At 62.2% G+C, this 14,664-nt stretch carries 17 protein-coding genes; 13 read left to right on the top strand and 4 right to left on the bottom strand.

The features are described 5' to 3' along the window. From JHD07_RS06395 to JHD07_RS06380, 4 genes are all read left to right on the top strand, one after another. The coding region (locus JHD07_RS06395) for a hemerythrin domain-containing protein (RefSeq protein WP_291620177.1) at positions 1-248 on the top strand (248 nt) is incomplete at its 5' end. A 133-nt stretch (positions 249-381) separates the two neighbouring features. Beyond that, the gene (locus JHD07_RS06390; RefSeq protein WP_291620175.1) at positions 382-1,734 is read left to right on the top strand and encodes a ferric reductase-like transmembrane domain-containing protein; all 1,353 of its coding nucleotides are present in this window, start codon (positions 382-384) and stop codon (positions 1,732-1,734) included. 399 nt (positions 1,735-2,133) lie between these two features. Beyond that, positions 2,134-2,343: a cold-shock protein gene (locus JHD07_RS06385; RefSeq protein WP_291620173.1), complete on the top strand. Its 210-nt coding sequence runs from the start codon at positions 2,134-2,136 to the stop codon at positions 2,341-2,343. 229 nt (positions 2,344-2,572) lie between these two features. Beyond that, positions 2,573-2,812: a hypothetical protein gene (locus JHD07_RS06380; RefSeq protein ID WP_291620171.1), complete on the top strand. Its 240-nt coding sequence runs from the start codon at positions 2,573-2,575 to the stop codon at positions 2,810-2,812. A 951-nt stretch (positions 2,813-3,763) separates the two neighbouring features. Here JHD07_RS06380 and JHD07_RS06375 read toward each other — a convergent pair. Beyond that, on the bottom strand, positions 3,764-4,891 hold the full coding sequence (locus JHD07_RS06375; RefSeq protein WP_291620169.1) for an iron-containing alcohol dehydrogenase: 1,128 nt from the start codon (positions 4,889-4,891) through the stop codon (positions 3,764-3,766). A 151-nt stretch (positions 4,892-5,042) separates the two neighbouring features. Here JHD07_RS06375 and JHD07_RS06370 point away from each other — a divergent pair, with 151 nt between their 5' ends. From JHD07_RS06370 to JHD07_RS06345, 6 genes are read left to right on the top strand one after another with little or no spacing between them, the layout of a single operon-like run. Continuing rightward, entirely contained in the window at positions 5,043-5,828 is a 786-nt protein-coding gene (locus JHD07_RS06370; protein ID WP_291620193.1) for an FCD domain-containing protein, read from the top strand. Positions 5,829-5,872: 44 nt separating this feature from the next. Further along, a complete protein-coding gene (locus JHD07_RS06365) occupies positions 5,873-6,601 on the top strand; it encodes an ABC transporter permease (protein ID WP_291620167.1) in 729 nt (242 codons plus the stop codon). Continuing rightward, positions 6,598-7,407, top strand: coding sequence for an ABC transporter permease (locus tag JHD07_RS06360; protein ID WP_291620164.1), 810 nt, complete (start codon positions 6,598-6,600; stop codon positions 7,405-7,407). The genes JHD07_RS06365 and JHD07_RS06360 overlap by 4 nt, the downstream gene beginning before the upstream one ends. After that, positions 7,404-8,162 (top strand): ABC transporter ATP-binding protein, encoded by a 759-nt coding sequence (locus JHD07_RS06355; protein WP_291620162.1) that lies wholly within the window; start codon positions 7,404-7,406, stop codon positions 8,160-8,162. Before JHD07_RS06360 ends, JHD07_RS06355 begins: the two co-directional genes overlap by 4 nt. 3 nt (positions 8,163-8,165) lie before the next feature. Then, entirely contained in the window at positions 8,166-8,489 is a 324-nt protein-coding gene (locus JHD07_RS06350; protein WP_291620160.1) for a hypothetical protein, read from the top strand. A 35-nt stretch (positions 8,490-8,524) separates the two neighbouring features. Further along, entirely contained in the window at positions 8,525-9,556 is a 1,032-nt protein-coding gene (locus JHD07_RS06345; protein ID WP_291620159.1) for an ABC transporter substrate-binding protein, read from the top strand. Positions 9,557-9,754: 198 nt separating this feature from the next. On the opposite strand, the gene JHD07_RS06340 is transcribed toward JHD07_RS06345, so the two are convergent. Further along, positions 9,755-10,543, bottom strand: a complete 789-nt coding sequence (locus JHD07_RS06340; RefSeq protein WP_291620157.1) for an SDR family oxidoreductase — start codon at positions 10,541-10,543, stop codon at positions 9,755-9,757. Continuing rightward, on the bottom strand, positions 10,540-10,800 hold the full coding sequence (locus tag JHD07_RS06335; RefSeq protein WP_291620155.1) for a nuclear transport factor 2 family protein: 261 nt from the start codon (positions 10,798-10,800) through the stop codon (positions 10,540-10,542). Before JHD07_RS06335 ends, JHD07_RS06340 begins: the two co-directional genes overlap by 4 nt. Before the next feature lie 196 nt (positions 10,801-10,996). On the opposite strand from JHD07_RS06335, the gene JHD07_RS06330 reads away from it, so the two are divergent. Then, on the top strand, positions 10,997-11,926 hold the full coding sequence (locus JHD07_RS06330; RefSeq protein WP_291620192.1) for a LysR family transcriptional regulator: 930 nt from the start codon (positions 10,997-10,999) through the stop codon (positions 11,924-11,926). A 202-nt stretch (positions 11,927-12,128) separates the two neighbouring features. Then, a complete protein-coding gene (locus JHD07_RS06325) occupies positions 12,129-13,316 on the top strand; it encodes a CoA transferase (protein WP_291620153.1) in 1,188 nt (395 codons plus the stop codon). 219 nt (positions 13,317-13,535) lie between these two features. Here JHD07_RS06325 and JHD07_RS06320 read toward each other — a convergent pair whose 3' ends face one another. After that, positions 13,536-14,258 (bottom strand): DUF72 domain-containing protein, encoded by a 723-nt coding sequence (locus JHD07_RS06320; RefSeq protein WP_291620150.1) that lies wholly within the window; start codon positions 14,256-14,258, stop codon positions 13,536-13,538. A gap of 94 nt (positions 14,259-14,352) precedes the next feature. Here JHD07_RS06320 and JHD07_RS06315 point away from each other — a divergent pair, with 94 nt between their 5' ends. Beyond that, positions 14,353-14,568 (top strand): hypothetical protein, encoded by a 216-nt coding sequence (locus JHD07_RS06315; protein WP_291620148.1) that lies wholly within the window; start codon positions 14,353-14,355, stop codon positions 14,566-14,568. The last annotated feature ends 96 nt before the right edge of the window (positions 14,569-14,664 follow it).

Below are 14,664 nucleotides of genomic sequence, written 5' to 3'. Positions count from 1 at the left end.
GCGTCTATCCGAAGCTCACGGAAGTGCTGCGCGACCGTCACGGGCTCTCCGCCATGAGCCGCGCGCATCGCGAGATATTGCATCTGGCGCGACTGCTCGACCGCATCGTGGAAGATCTGCCGTCGGAGAAGATCGACCGCTATCTCGTTCGCGATGCCCAGCGCGTCATCGAGGCGATCGAGACATTGGTTCGCATGCACACCGCCCAGGAGGAGGACATCTACGAGGCCGTGGTCTCGCCGGCCTAGACTTGCGGCATGCAGCAGTCGGTCTGCTCCTTCTCGCCGGTTCGGTGACGCGTTGAGGCACCTCAATGCGGTGCAGCCGGATCGACTCGATTGTCCAGGCAGTTCGTCGCGTCGATATCGGATGAGAGAGCCCATGCAGAATCTCAAACGGGCATTTTGGGGCTGTCTGGCGGTTCTGGTCGCGTTGTGGCTGCTGGTGGAGCACCAGCCGTTGGGCCCGGGCTCATTCTTTCCACTTCGCGAGAGAATGGTGCAGCTGAGCGGCGTCCTGGCCATCGGATGCATGAGCCTGGCCATGATTCTCGCCATGCGACCACGCTGGCCGGAGGCATGGCTTGGCGGCCTCGACAAGATGTACCGCTTGCACAAATGGCTCGGCATCGCGGCCCTGGTGATTGCCATCGTGCATTGGCTGTGGGCCAGCGGCCCGAAATGGGCGGTCGGCCTGAGGTTGCTGGCGCGACCGGAGCGCGGTGCACGGCCGGCCATCGAAAATCCGATCGAGGCATTCCTTGCCGGCCTGCGTGGACCGGCGGAGGGGCTGGGCGAGTGGGCTTTCTACGGCGCTGTGGTGCTGCTCGTTCTGGCGCTCGTTCGGGTGTTCCCCTACCGGCTCTTCTACAAGACCCACCGGCTGCTCGCCGTTGCTTACCTGGTGCTGGTCTTTCACGCGGTCGCGCTGATGAAGTTCAGCTATTGGATGTCTCCGCTCGGAGGGATCGTGGCGGCGCTGCTTGCCTTCGGTGCATGGGCGGCGGCTCTTGCGCTCTTGCGGCGGATTGGGGCCGGCCGCCAGGTCAAGGGCAGGATCACCTTTCTCGAATATTATCCCGGCGTCAGAGCCATCGAAACGGAAATCGAAGTCCCGCATGGCTGGCCGGGCCATAGACCGGGGCAGTTCGCTTTCGCCACGTCGGATGCTTCGGAAGGCGCGCATCCTTATACGATTGCCTCCTGCTGGCGCGCCGAGTATCCGAGGATCAAGTTCATCACCAAGGAACTCGGGGACCACACCAGCCGGCTGCGGCAGACGCTCCATGTCGGACAGGAGGTGAAGGTCGAAGGGCCCTATGGCTGCTTCACGTTCGACGATGATTGCTCGCGTCAGATCTGGATCGGAGCGGGCATCGGTATCACGCCTTTCGTCGCTCGCATGAAGCAGATGACGATTCCGCAGGATGCTCCGAATTGCACCGTGGCGCAGCCGGTCGACCTGTTTCACACCACGGCTGACGTCGACGAGGAAGCTCTCGGCAAGCTCGCGGCGGATGCGCGGTCAGCCGATGTCCGGCTGCAAGTTCTCGTCGACGCGCGTGATGGACGATTGACCGGCGAACGCATTCGCGAAGCCGTACCGGAATGGCGCAACGCGAGCATCTGGTTCTGCGGTCCGCCTGCCTTCGGTGAAGCGCTCAAGCGAGACTTCGGCGCACACGGATTCCCTGTCGGGCGGCGGTTTCATCAGGAGCTGTTCGCGATGCGATAGCGGGCGCGCGCCTGCATAACCGTTCCGATGAGGAGCGTTGCTGCCGCGGCGATTGCAAGCAACCCATCTTCATGTGAGTTCCCTCAAGTACGCGCCCGCGTTACACGCGCGACTTCTCGAACCCCTGCATGAGTTTCGTGTCGCCGAGCACTTGGGCCCGCAGAGTTGGCCAATTTCCTTTGTGAACGACCCCCGCCTTGTATGACGCGCCGCCGGCTTTCTTCTTGAAGTCTGTCAACTGCTAGTGTACTGTGTTACGTATCGATACTGGCCGAACAACTGTTCCGCTTTCGCCTCAGATCCTGACGCGCGCACGTTTCAGACATTCTCCATCATCGACTAACCGGACGGCTGGCCGCAACTCCGCGCGCCGGGTCCTGCGCGTTTAAGGAAAACCTGATGAACACCGGTACAGTTAAGTGGTTTAATACCCAAAAGGGCTTCGGCTTTATCCAGCCATCAGACGGCACCAACGACGTCTTCGTTCACATCAGCGCGGTCGAACGCGCCGGTATGGGAACTCTGACGGAAGGTCAGACGCTGTCTTACGATGTCGTCGCAGACCGTCGTACGGGCAAGTCCGCTGCCGAAAATCTCCGTGCTGCTTAGTTGACAGCACGACAGACCTGTCGCTCTAGCCACGGATGTACTGGTAGAGCTTGTGGTCCTGCCCCGCTCCCGAGGTATCGGGGCGGGGTTTTTCAATCGAGCAGGCAAAAGATCGAAGAGCGGCGCACGACTGCGCCCTCCTGTTGCGCCTGTGTTCGGTGCACGACGTCAGCATGTTCACCAGCCGCATCGGGAACGTGATTTCTCAGTGCCGAGAGCAGGAGAGTCAATGAGCATCGTAAAACGTCATCTGGCCGTTCAAGAAGAACGTATGGTCCTGATCGAGGAGATTTGTATCGATACAGGAGCGCTTGTCTTGGACACTGCAACGGACGAAGTCTACTTCTCCGCGGACGAAGCAGCTTACAAGAACGCATACGTCACGGTGTTTCAAGCTTGGGCGAAGGGCACGATCAAGGGCACAGCGGAACAGATATTCGAGGCGACAAAATCCATTCTTGAAGACTAGCGAGATCGCCGATAGACGCGCAAACGTCGAGAGAGAGAATATGTCATACGCTTACAAGCTAAATGAAGAGGTTCGGCACCAAACTCAGGGTCCGCAGGGACGCGCCGCAACCGAAGCGCCAAAGATCTACACGATCGTGCAGTGCATGCCGATCGAGTCCGATGGACGGGTGAGATACCGCATCAAGTGCAGGTCCGAGAACATCGAGCGCGTGGTTACGGAAGATCAGCTTTCGTATTTTCACTGATCTCATAGCTTTCCCGCAAGCGTTCATCAGACAGTGCCTAGAGGCAGCAGGGAGGAAGAATGTCAGACCGGCGGGAGCTCTATCGGAGCCCAAACGGGGACGCATGGTTCGTCGCACGCGAGCCCACAAACGGTTACGCTTTCATCATCCACCAGCCCAATGCGCCCTCTGGTGGCCGGCTGTCTCATATCGAGCTGGGCGAGTTCTTGCGCGATGGGAAGGGACCCGAACAGCAAGCGTTGTTGCGATTGATCGGAACGCTGGTCGAGGTCCCGCCGTTTGCGTAGGAACCTTGCACTCGTCGATCATGGCCCACTCGTCTGATAACGCCGACGCATGTTGAGGGGGCCGGAATCATGCAAGAGTCCACACCTTCAGCCACGCCAGAAGCACCTGACGCCGCCTGAAGGGTTCATCGAGTCACTTCGCGTAACCCTGTGATCGGAGCCAAGCGATCCGACGCTCTCCATTCATCCATTCGTCAATTTCGGCTTTGCTTGTGAAGCCCGTAATCTCTCGCGCTTCTGCGCCGGGGTACTCGGCGATGATAGCCCAGTCGCCCTCGGATTTTCGAATTGGTTTGAAGTTCACTTTTATTTTTGCCATGCCCAACTATGCCGGAAGGCGGCCGAAAAGGGAACCCCGTTGTACCATCTTCGGCTTGGAGTAACTACCCTCCGCCCCTGGCTGCTCAGGGATAAGTCTCAGAGCGCCGCACGCAGCAAGCCCTCGAATTCTTCTGCAGACGCTTTTCGCGGAGCGGTGGCGTTTGAGTGGTCGGCTAACGCCCGGACAACTGTTTGAGGAATATGCCGAGCCTCAAAACCAATTTCACCGAGCGTGACCGGTAGCTTCAACGATTGAACGAGAGCGAACACTGCTGCGGCGAGGTCGGTTTCGCGCGAAATGCCGAATACATCGCTGAGCTTTTCGTACTTGTTCCCGACGCTTTGCGCGCTGAAGCGCAGGATGTGCGGCAGGAACACGCCGTTCAGCATACCGTGATGGAGCGTCGGTGAGCGCAATGCGCCGGCGGCGTGAGAAAGCGAGTGCACTGCGCCGAGCCCTTTCTGAAACGTGAGCCCGCCTTCGAGTGCGGCCATCATCATTTCCCAACGCGCCTCGCGGTCGGCGCCGTTTGTCACGGCGCGCTGGATGAAGTGCCAAGCACGCTTCGCACCGTCGAGCGCGATCGCTTCCGCCGGCGGGTTGACCAACGGCGACAGGAACGTCTCGATGCAATGCGTGAGCGCATCGATGCCGGTCGCCGCCGTCAACAATGGCGGCAGTCCCACCGTGAGTTCAGGATCGCAGATCGCCCGTTTCGGTATCAAGTGGGGACTGATCAACGCCAGCTTCGATCCGTTGGTCAGATTGATCAAAGCTCCGCGGCCGACCTCGCTGCCAGTTCCTGCAGTGGTCGGAATGGCGATCACGGGCGCGACCTTCTCGGTGATCTTGCCGACGCCACCAAGGACTGCCGCATATTGCTCCAGCGGCCCCTCATGGGTGGCGGCCAAGGCTACGCCCTTGGCGAGGTCCATCGGCGAACCGCCGCCGAGCGCAATCACGCCATCGCAACCGCTTTGGCGGAAGGAGGCGACGCCTTCAAGGACTGCTTCTTCAGTCGGATTCGGCGGCGTGCCATTGAAGATCGCAATGGTCGTCGGATCGAGATGAGCCAAGACCTGCGCTGCAATGCCGGCGCGCTGCACGCCGGCGTCCGTGACGAGCAGCGGCCGACGAATTCCGAGTGCCGCCAGCTCGGTCGGCAGGCTCTTGATGGCACCGTGATCGAATATTGTTGTCGTCAGATATCCAATGGTCGACATAGCGAACTCCTCCCGGCTGGCGAAATTGTTGCGCCGCAAAACATTTTTATTCATCGGACATTTAACATCGGATGATTGCGAGCTCAACAAAATCGGTGTATGGCCTGAACATACCAGCCAGCCCAAGAGCCGGCGGTCGGGAGTGAACGGATTGTCGAACGCTAAACGCGTCAAATCCACCGAGAAGCGTTTGAAGCCGGGCCGCATCCACGCGGTGCTGACAACGCTCGGCCGCGAGATCGCTCAAGAGATCATCCCGGCCGGCGCGGTCCTGCCTCCCGAAAACGAGCTCGAAATCCGCTTTGGCGTTGGCCGCGGCGTGGTTCGTGAAGCGATCAAAATGCTTGCAGGGAAGGGACTCGTCAGCGTGCGGCCGCGCCACGGCACTCACGTGTTGCCGCGGCGCGACTGGAGTCTTCTTGATCGTGATGTGTTGAACTGGCTAGTCGGTGAGGATCAGCTCGACCGTGAGCTGCTGCTGGCTATTCAGGAAGTACGCTCGATCATCGAGCCAGCCGCTGCTGCGCTCGCGGCGACCCGCGCCACCAGGCAGGACCGGCAACGGATCAATGCAGCGCTGAGGGCGATGGAAGAATCCGACAATCAGGCTGCCGCAACGGCCGCGGACAAGGCTTTTCACCTCGCTATCCTAGACGCAACGCACAATCCGGTGCTGCAGGGCTTTCGCGGTGCGATCGACACGATCCTGAGCGCTGTGTTTGTTGTCGCTGTTGATAGCGTTGCTGGTTGGTTCGAGGACAACATCCCAAACCACGCTGCCGTTGCTCGTGCCATCGACGAAGGCGATGCGAACAAAGCCCGCAAAGCCATGGAGCGAGTTCTTGGTTTGACCCACTCCCAACTGTCCAAGAAAAGTGTAGGCGCCGTTCGGCGGAATGCCAGGCCAAGCGGCAGCCGTACCCTGAGGCAAGCGTGATGCTGTGGAGGCTCTCTTCGGCACTTTGGTTCTGCGCGCCCTTTATGGTGCTCCTCGTTCTATGGGCCGTTTTCATCCCGTATTTCGACGTCAATCCCCGGCTGTTTCCTCACCTCTCCTCTGTGGTCCAGGCTGGAATTGAGGGAGTAGAAGATGGCACCCTCATTCGGCACATCGGTGCAAGCCTGTTGCGCGTCGCCGTCGGCACGGTGCTCGCGCTCTTGATCGCCGTTCCCTTGGGCGTCGCGATGGGCGTGAGCCCGATCATCTCGAGCTTCCTGACGCCCCTGTTCAGGTTCTTCTCGGTGCTGGCTGGCATCGCATGGATCCCGATCGCGACGCTATGGTTCGGCTATGGCTTCGGCGCCATCACCTTCGTGATCTTCAATGCCGTGTTCTTCATCGTGACGTACAACACGCTGCTCGGCGTATCGACCATTCCATTGCAGGTGCGCAATGCGGCCGCATCGCTCGGTGCGGGACGATGGGCGATGTTGACCGAGGTGCTGCTGCCGGGGGCGCTTCCCAACATCGTCACCGGCATACGCACCGGACTGGGCTTTGCCTGGCGCGGGCTGATCGCCGCCGAGATGATCGCCACCAATGTGGGCCTCGGTTACATGCTGTTCGTGGCGCGCGACTTCTATCGAACGGAAGTGATCGTGCTTGGCATGATCGTGATCGGCGTACTTTGGCTCTTGCTCGACCGGCTGGTCCTGGCACCCATCGAACGCGCCACCATCGAACGCTGGGGCATGGTGCAGCGCGCATGAAGCAGTTTCTACTCAAGATGTGGAGCCACTGCGTTCGCCTGGCGGCGCGCTGGCCGTCGATCGCGTCCATCGCTCCCTTCATTCCGGTGGTCGCGGCGTGGTGGATCGTAACAGAGCTGCAAATATTCCCGCGCGTGTTCCTTCCTGGACCGGTGGAGGTCGTGCGCTCGTTCGGATCGCTGGTCTATACGGGCATCCTTCCGGCGTACCTCCAGGACAGCATCGTACGCCTGGCCGTCGGTGCCTTTTGGGGCGTCGCCCTCGGCATTCCGCTTGGAATCCTGGTAGGTCTCAATAAGCGCGCGCGTACGGCGCTGTGGCCGCTGCTCCTGTTCTTTCAGGCCATCGGCGATATCGCCTGGCTGCCGATCCTGGTGATCTGGTTCGGCTATGGCCTTACGACCATCACGGTCGTCATCGTCTACACGGTCATCTTCCCCGTTGTCCTTAACACGGTGCTGGGCGTGCGCTCGATCCCCATCACCCTGCATCGCGCGGCCCAGAGCCTGGGCGCCTCGCGCATTCGCATGCTGTGGGAAGTGGTGCTGCCGGGCGCGCTGCCCAACATCGTGACCGGTCTGCGCAACGGGCTCGGCTATGGCTGGCGCGCTCTGATCGCAACCGAGATTATCGTCGGCACCAGCGGTATCGGATTTCTGATGTTCGACGCGCGCCGCTCCGGGTCTGTCGTCGAGATCCTGCTCGGCATGATCATCCTGGGAATTCTCTGGTACATCGTCGACAGCTGGATATTGGCACCGATCGAGCGGGCGACGGGACAGCGGTGGGGGCTGGTGACGCGATGAAGGATCTGACTATCCGCAACCTGTCGAAGACGTATTTCGACCCCTATGCCGGCACCAACGTTACCGCAGTGCATGACGTGTCGTTGAAGGTGGAGCAGGGCGAGTTCGTCTGCATCGTCGGTCCTTCGGGCTGCGGCAAGACGACGATCCTCAACATGATCGCGGGCTTCATCCCGTACACGGGCGGCGAGATCCTGGTTGGCGGCCGTCCGGTCAAGGGGCCAGGCCCCGACCGCGGCGTGGTGTTCCAATCCTTCGCCTTGTTTCCCTGGCGAACCGTGCTCGAGAATGTCGCCTTCGGTCCGAAGATGCGCGGCGTCCGCAAGGTCGAACGCGAGCAGATCGCGCATGAATATCTGGCGCTCGCCAAGCTGACCGAGGCAGCCGGGCGTTATCCCGCCGAATTGTCGGGCGGCATGCAGCAGCGCGTCGGCGTGGTGCGTGCGCTGGCGAACGAACCGGACGTGCTGCTGATGGATGAGCCGTTCGCGAGCGTCGACGCCCAGACCCGCATGACGCTCCAGGAAGAACTGACGCGGATCTGGCAGGAGAAGCGGCCGACGGTCATCTTCATCACGCATGACGTGGCAGAAGCCGTGTTTCTCGCCAACCGGGTGGTCGCGCTGTCGAAGGGACGCGTGCTCGATGATATTGCCGTTGACTTGCCACGGCCACGATCATGGGACGCTCTGAACGATGATGCGCGGTTCAAGGAATTGTCGAACCGCGTCCTTCAACTCGTGCGGTCGGCGTGAGCCATGTTGAAAGATGCCCTTCGATCGCGAAAGGCGCACATCCTCATGGCGGTGGCGCTCGGCTATCTGGCCTGGCAGCTTTGGCTGACCATCGCCGCACCGCGCAAGATCGCGAACTTCGCCGGCGGCTCGGACAAGGTGAATATCCTCGTCGTGCTGCCGTTCGAACCTGAACGTTTTCACGTTCAGCTGATGCAGACGTACGGCCGGGTATCCGGAACACAAGAAAAATCCGTTGAAGTTCGAGGAGTGAAACGAGCGGACTTGACGACCGTCGCCCGACCTTACTGGGTGACGCGCATCGAGCCGCTTCAACCGGGAGGATGACACAAATGCGACGACTTGCGATGCTTCTCTGCGCCTTGTTGCTGCTGCCGTCATTGGCAATGGCGCAAGCCAAGGATCCCATAAAACTCAAGGTCGGCATGGTGGCAGCGGTGGACATGCTGGCGCTGCCGATTGCACTGGAGCGCGGCTTTTTCGAAAAGCACGGGCTCGACGTCACCATCGCTCGCCCATACGCAACCGGCGTCGATGCGCTCAATGCCTTGCAGGCCGGTGAAACCGACATGGTGCAAGCCGGCGTCCCGTCCATCGGCGCAATTCTACGCAACATGGACCTGGTTTTCTTCGGCAACTTCAGCGGCAGCGCCACGAAGCTTGGATCCGATGCCACGCTCGCCCTCATTGCCAACGGCGACTCCGGCATCGTCAAAGGCGACCTGAAAAGCCTCAAGGGCAAGAAGATCGCGACCTCCTTCGGCACGATCAACCATCTCTACATTCTCGGCTTGCTCGAAAAGGCGGGCCTCGCGACGAGTGACGTGACGCTGATCAACACGCCGCCGCCGGAAATGAGCGTGGCGCTACTCGCCAAGGGCGTGGATGCATTTGTGTGCTGGGACCCGGCACCGGTGATTGCGATGAAGGATGTGCCTGGGGCTGTCGAGGTGATCCGCGGCGGTGACGTCATCTCCTATCTCGGTTTCAATGTCGCGCTGCGGCCTTGGGTGGAGAAGAATGGGGCGACGATCGAGAAATTCCTGGCAGCTGTGTCGGAGGCCGACCAGTGGATGCGCAAGAACCCCAAGCAAGCCGCATCCATCGGCACGCGCTGGATTCCGGGGTTGAAGCTCGACGTGGCGGAGACCGCGATGCAGTACAACATCCAGCAGGTGGATCGCCGCATTTCCGCGCACAATTATCGCGCGCTTTGGAAGGCGCAGGATACGCTGCATCGGCTCGGCGTGATCAAGTCGGTGTTCGACGTGAACAAGCACATCGAGCCGAAATTCATCCTCAATGTGATGAATACCTATCCGGACCTGTTCTCCGATCTGCAGCCCATTCCTGCAGACGTCGCGATTAAGCCGGGCTTCGTGTTCAAGCCCTGAAGCCGAGTGTTGCCGCGCGCCCTCCAGCCGGTGCGCGGCAACAGAGGTCCTGCTTCCAAACAAAGATATGTGCACAATCTCCTAACCGCTCTGTGCGCAACTCGCGATGTGTCTGTTATGTCTCGAAAAGCAGACAATCGGGCCATGGCGTCTGTCCACGCTAGGCCAGTTCGGCCTAGCGTGGACGAGCCTGTTTGATCAAACGGTCGGGACGGTGCCGCCGTCGATGACAAACTCAGCGCCGTGGATCGAAGCGGCGCGATCCGAGGCCAAGTAGGCGATGAGGTCGGCGACCTCTAGGGGTTCGGCGCCTCGACCGATGGAAATGCCACCGAGGCCGGCCAGCACCAGTTGGCGCGCGTCCTCGATAGTGCCACCGTTGGCGGCTTGGATGCGCTCGAGAAATAGATCGGTCCCCTCGGTCATGATCCAGCCGGGAGAGACGACATTGACCCTCACGCCCTTGGGACCCAGCTCCTTGGAGATGGACTTGCTGTAAGTCCGGAGCGCGGCCTTGGCGCTCGCGTAGGCGGTGGTCGCGTCGGGAAGCGGCAAGACCGACTGGATGGAGGTGACGTGCACCACCGCGCCATGGCCTCGCTCGATCATCTGCGGAATCAGCAGCCGGTCGAGACGGACTGTGGCCAGGAGGTTCAGGTTGAGCTCGGACAGCCAATGGTCGTCCGACAGGGCGACGAAGCCGCCACCCGGCGTGGCCGAGCCTCCCAGCACATGGGCCAGGATGTCGACGCCTCCCAGACGCTCGACCGCCGCTTTGGCCAGGCTTGCCCCGCCCTCAGCCGTCGTCAGGTCCGCCTGGACAAATTCGACGCCATCGATGGGCTCCAGTTCTCCGCGGGCGGCGGTGATGATCCGGGCGCCGCCGGCCAGAAAGCGGTCGACGGTGGCGCGGCCCAGACCCTTGGTGCCACCGCTGATGAGCACGCGCTTTCCTGCGAACTCGGTCGGATCAGCCTTGATGGTCATGCCGTGATCTCCAGGGCCTTGATGGCGTCGTCTTCGAGGGTGAAGCGGTAGGTGAAGCGGATCGGGCTGCCTTTGAAGTCGCCATGGCCGGGGCCCTCGACGACGACCTGACCGCCCTCGTGGCGGACGGTGTCGGGTGTGAAGATCGCCTTCGCTCCGACGACCGCCTCTTCAAGTAACGACCTGATTTCGGCGGCCCCGCGAAGAACGGCGCCGTTATCGCGAAGGACGGCCTCGGCGGCGAAGGAGGCCAGCATGCCGTCAACATCCAGGCGGGCGTTCGCGGCCACATACGCGGCAATCGGGGATGGAAGTTCGAGCGTCATGTCTTGTCCTTTTTACTGCGGGCGTTGCCGGGAGCGGCTGCAAGTGCAGCTGCCAGCCAAAATAGCGGTGGACAGCTCGCGCGATAATCAGGACAATTCGGGATGCCTCATCACGAAAGACGGGATAATAGTGCAAAGTGGCCTGACGGAATTGGACGCAGTTCTCATGGTGGCGCGCCGGGGCAAGTTTCGGACGGCAGCGCTCGAGCTCGGAGTTTCGACGACTGCGCTCAGCAATGCGGTGGGAAAGCTGGAGCGTACGCTCGGCGTCCGGCTCTTCAACCGGACGACGCGAAGTGTCTCGTTGACCGAGGCAGGCCAACGGTTCGTCGCGCAAGTCGCTCCGGCCGTGCAGGACATTCATGAGGCGATGGAGGTTGCGCGCTCTCAGCAGGCGGTGCCGTCGGGCACGCTGCGCATCAACGCGTTTCCGACGGCGGCGCGGGAGATCTTCAGTTCGCTCGTCCTACCGTTCCTGCGCGTGCATCCACAGGTCCACATCGATATCGTCACGGAGGGCCGCCTGGTGGACATTGTCGCGGGCGGCTTCGACCTCGGCGTCCGAAGTGCCGACCTCGTACCGGCCGACATGATCGCGATCCCGTTGGGTGTCGGGCGGCGAAGTGTCGTCGTGGGCACGCCGAGCTATTTGAAAACGCATGGGACGCCCCTGATCCCTCAGGATCTTGCCGGGCATTCCTGTCTCCGCGTCCGGCTTCCCGATGGCGCGATCTACCGCTGGCCGTTCGAGAAGGACGGACAATCGGTCCACATCGACGTCCAGGGCCCCATCACCCTCGATGAAGCGAGCCTCGCACGCACCGCCGCACTCGCTTCCGTCGGTCTCACCCTCGCGATGGAGTCCGACGTGCGAGACGACATCGAGGCAGGCCGCCTGGTGCGCGTGCTTGAGGATTGGACTCCCACTCGGTCGCCGTTGAGCCTCTATTATCCGAGCCGCCGCAACCCGACCGCCGCGTTCAAGGCGTTCGTCGACTTCGCGCGGCGGCAAAGTGGAGCTGGCATTACGCCGTCCAAGCGTCGGAAACGCCAGTAACGGACATTCGAGCGCTTTACGGCGACCGCAAGGTGATCACCGAGGCGATCGGCCGTGCCCGGGGCGGGAGTCAGGTCGCGGGAAATTCCGTCCTGCGATAGCCGGGCTCGCAACGCGGCCGGCGGCAAAGCCCCATGCTCGCCGCGATCTTGCCGTGCGGGCCAGTCCCTGTAAGCTCTCCAAAACAACAGGGAAGGGTGCGATGGGAGGAGTTTTGGAGGGCGTGCGCGTGCTCGATTTCGGGCGCTATATCGCAGGGCCCTATTGCGCGACCTTGCTGGCCGAGTTCGGGGCCGAGGTCATCCGCGTCGAGAAGCGCGAGGGCAGCGAAGACCGTTTCGTGGCGCCGGTGGGCGAGGGCGGCGAAGGCGCGCTGTTTCTCCAGATCAATCGCAACAAGAAGTGCATCACGCTCGATCCGATGAAGCCGGAGGGGCAGGCGGTGATGCGGCGCCTGGTCGCCACCGCGGACGTCGTCGTCGCCAATTTGCCGCCGCAGACCTTGCGCGCCATGAAGCTCGACTATGATTCCTTGAAGGCCATCAAGCCGGACATCATCCTGACCACGGCGACCGCGTTCGGCGGCCCGGGGCCCTGGTCCGACCGCGTCGGTTTCGACGGCGTCGGGCAGGTGATGTCCGGCGCGGTGTACATGACGGGCGCGGGCGATCCGCCGTACCGGGCCGCGGTGAACTGGGTCGATTTCGGCACCGCGCTGCATTGCGCGTTCGGCACACTCGCCGCTCTGATCGAGCGCGGCAAGTCCGGGCGCGGACAGATCGTCGAGGGCGCGCTGCTCGCAACCGCTCTGTCCTTCACCAATGCGACACTGATCGAGCAGGCCGTCATCGACGTCAACCGCGTGCCGACAGGCAATCTCGGCCAGACCTCGGCACCAGCCGACATCTACCGCACCAAGGACGGCTGGGTGCTGTGCCAGGTCACCGGCCATCCGCTGTTCAAGCGCTGGGCGAGGCTGATGGGCGAGGAGGAGCTTTGGCTGAACGATCCGCGCTTTGCCGACGACATCAGCCGCGGCAACAACGGAGCGATCATCAGCGAGCGGATGGCGCGCTGGTGCGCCGAGCGTACAACGCAGGACGCCGTCGACGCGCTTGGCCAGGCGATGATCCCGACCGGCCCGGTGCTCTCACCGCAACAGGCGCTGGATCACCCGCACATCCGTGCCGCCGGCTTCATGCAGGACGTCGATTATCCCGGCCTGCCGAAACAGGCACCGGTGTCGCGCGCCGCGGTGCGGCTGTCGGAAACGCCGGGCAAGATCGCAAGCCGCCCGCCGACGCTCGGCGAGCACACTGATCGCGTCCTCGCCGAGCTCGGCTATGACGAGGCGGAGATCGCCGCGCTTCGGCAGGGCGGTGTCATCTAGCGCGGAATGGTTTTGGGTTGAATCGATTGCCACGCGTTCGGTGCAACCTCTCCCGCTTGCGGGAGAGGTCGCGGCGCGAAGCGACGCGGGTGAGGGTGTTCTCCTCTAGGGGATTGTCCCGTTGCGGAAGCACTCTCTCCCCAACCCTCTCCCGCAAGCGGGAGAGGGAGCGCACCTTCATCGTTGCGCGATCGAGCCCCATTTCATCGCGCTTAGGCGTCACAGCAGCTGCTTCAGCGCCTTTGCATCGGCCGGCGCGGCGCTCTTCTGGTCGTTGTCGAAATAGACGTAGACGTCGCAGCCCTGCCGCTTCCACGACTTGATGCGCTTGGCCCATTGCGCCAGCGCGGCCTTGGTGTAGTGCCCGTGATAGCGTCCGCCCGGCCCGTGTCCGCGCACATAGACGAAATCAGCTGTGCGCTTCCACGGGCTAGGCGCATCGTGATGGTCGGACAGGCACAGCGAGATGTTCTCCTCGGACAGCATGCGAAGGATGCGTGGCTGGTACCAGCTCGGATGACGGAATTCGAAACTGTAACGCCGCTTCCGCGACAGCAGCTTGAAGAAGGAGGCGAGCCGGTCGGCGTTCGCCTCGAATTGCGGCGGCAGCTGGAACAGGATCGGGCCGGCCTTGCCGCCGAGCCGCGAAATGCGGTCCTCCAGCAGCTCGAGGCTGTTGACGGAGCGCTCCGACAGCCGCTTCCAATGCGTGATGAACTTGGACGCCTTCCACGCGAACACGAAGTCGCGCCCGGTCTGCTCGCGCCAGCCTTGCACCGCCTCGGGCGTCGGCGTGCGGTAGAACACCCCGTTCAGCTCGGTGGTGTCGAACTGTCCGGCGTAATAGCTGAGCTGCTGCTTCAGCGTCACGCCCTCCGGGAAGAACGGTCCGCGCCAGGAGGCGTAGTGCCAGCCGGAGGTTCCGATCAGAACGCGCGCCATGTTTCACGTGCCATCCCTTGTCATCTGCCGGGAGGGAACGCGCGTGCGGCCGATACGTTGCTCGTGAGCTTGATCAACGCGAGGACCGGAACCGATGTACGCGCTGTTCGAAGGCAACAAGCAGATCGGCGATCCCTTTCCGACCGAAAAGGAAGTGTGGGAGGCTGCCCTGATCGAGGGCCTCGTGACCGACGTTCCCGTCGCGGACGAGGAGGGCGGTAATCTCCTGCCCGCCGGCTATCACGTCGCGCGCATCGAGGAGAATTTCGCGCCGCGGCCCGACTGGAAGCTGCCGCGCGAGATCTCCTGATACTGATGTCTCGTGGTTAAGTTGGCTGTCGCGGTTCGTTCACCTCTCCCGCTTGCGGGAGAGGTCGCGCCGAAGGCGCGGGTGAGGGCTTTCTCC

Source organism: Bradyrhizobium sp., assembly GCF_016462955.1.
Lineage (GTDB): Bacteria > Pseudomonadota > Alphaproteobacteria > Rhizobiales > Xanthobacteraceae > Bradyrhizobium.
The sequence above is the reverse complement of the archived record's forward strand: the minus strand, read 5'-3'. Positions and strand labels throughout refer to the sequence as shown.

Excerpts from the sequence above, each read along its gene's own strand:
- JHD07_RS06385 (WP_291620173.1), top strand. The coding sequence starts at position 2,134 with ATGAACACCGGTACAGTTAAGTGGTTTAATACCCAAAAGGGCTTCGGC.
- JHD07_RS06350 (WP_291620160.1), top strand. The coding sequence starts at position 8,166 with ATGTTGAAAGATGCCCTTCGATCGCGAAAGGCGCACATCCTCATGGCG.
- JHD07_RS06325 (WP_291620153.1), top strand. The coding sequence starts at position 12,129 with ATGGGAGGAGTTTTGGAGGGCGTGCGCGTGCTCGATTTCGGGCGCTAT.
- JHD07_RS06375 (WP_291620169.1), bottom strand. The coding sequence starts at position 4,891 with ATGTCGACCATTGGATATCTGACGACAACAATATTCGATCACGGTGCC.
- JHD07_RS06315 (WP_291620148.1), top strand. The coding sequence starts at position 14,353 with ATGTACGCGCTGTTCGAAGGCAACAAGCAGATCGGCGATCCCTTTCCG.
- JHD07_RS06340 (WP_291620157.1), bottom strand. The coding sequence starts at position 10,543 with ATGACCATCAAGGCTGATCCGACCGAGTTCGCAGGAAAGCGCGTGCTC.
- JHD07_RS06365 (WP_291620167.1), top strand. The coding sequence starts at position 5,873 with ATGGTGCTCCTCGTTCTATGGGCCGTTTTCATCCCGTATTTCGACGTC.
- JHD07_RS06335 (WP_291620155.1), bottom strand. The coding sequence starts at position 10,800 with ATGCTGGCCTCCTTCGCCGCCGAGGCCGTCCTTCGCGATAACGGCGCC.
- JHD07_RS06355 (WP_291620162.1), top strand. The coding sequence starts at position 7,404 with ATGAAGGATCTGACTATCCGCAACCTGTCGAAGACGTATTTCGACCCC.
- JHD07_RS06320 (WP_291620150.1), bottom strand. The coding sequence starts at position 14,258 with ATGGCGCGCGTTCTGATCGGAACCTCCGGCTGGCACTACGCCTCCTGG.
- JHD07_RS06360 (WP_291620164.1), top strand. The coding sequence starts at position 6,598 with ATGAAGCAGTTTCTACTCAAGATGTGGAGCCACTGCGTTCGCCTGGCG.
- JHD07_RS06390 (WP_291620175.1), top strand. The coding sequence starts at position 382 with ATGCAGAATCTCAAACGGGCATTTTGGGGCTGTCTGGCGGTTCTGGTC.
- JHD07_RS06380 (WP_291620171.1), top strand. The coding sequence starts at position 2,573 with ATGAGCATCGTAAAACGTCATCTGGCCGTTCAAGAAGAACGTATGGTC.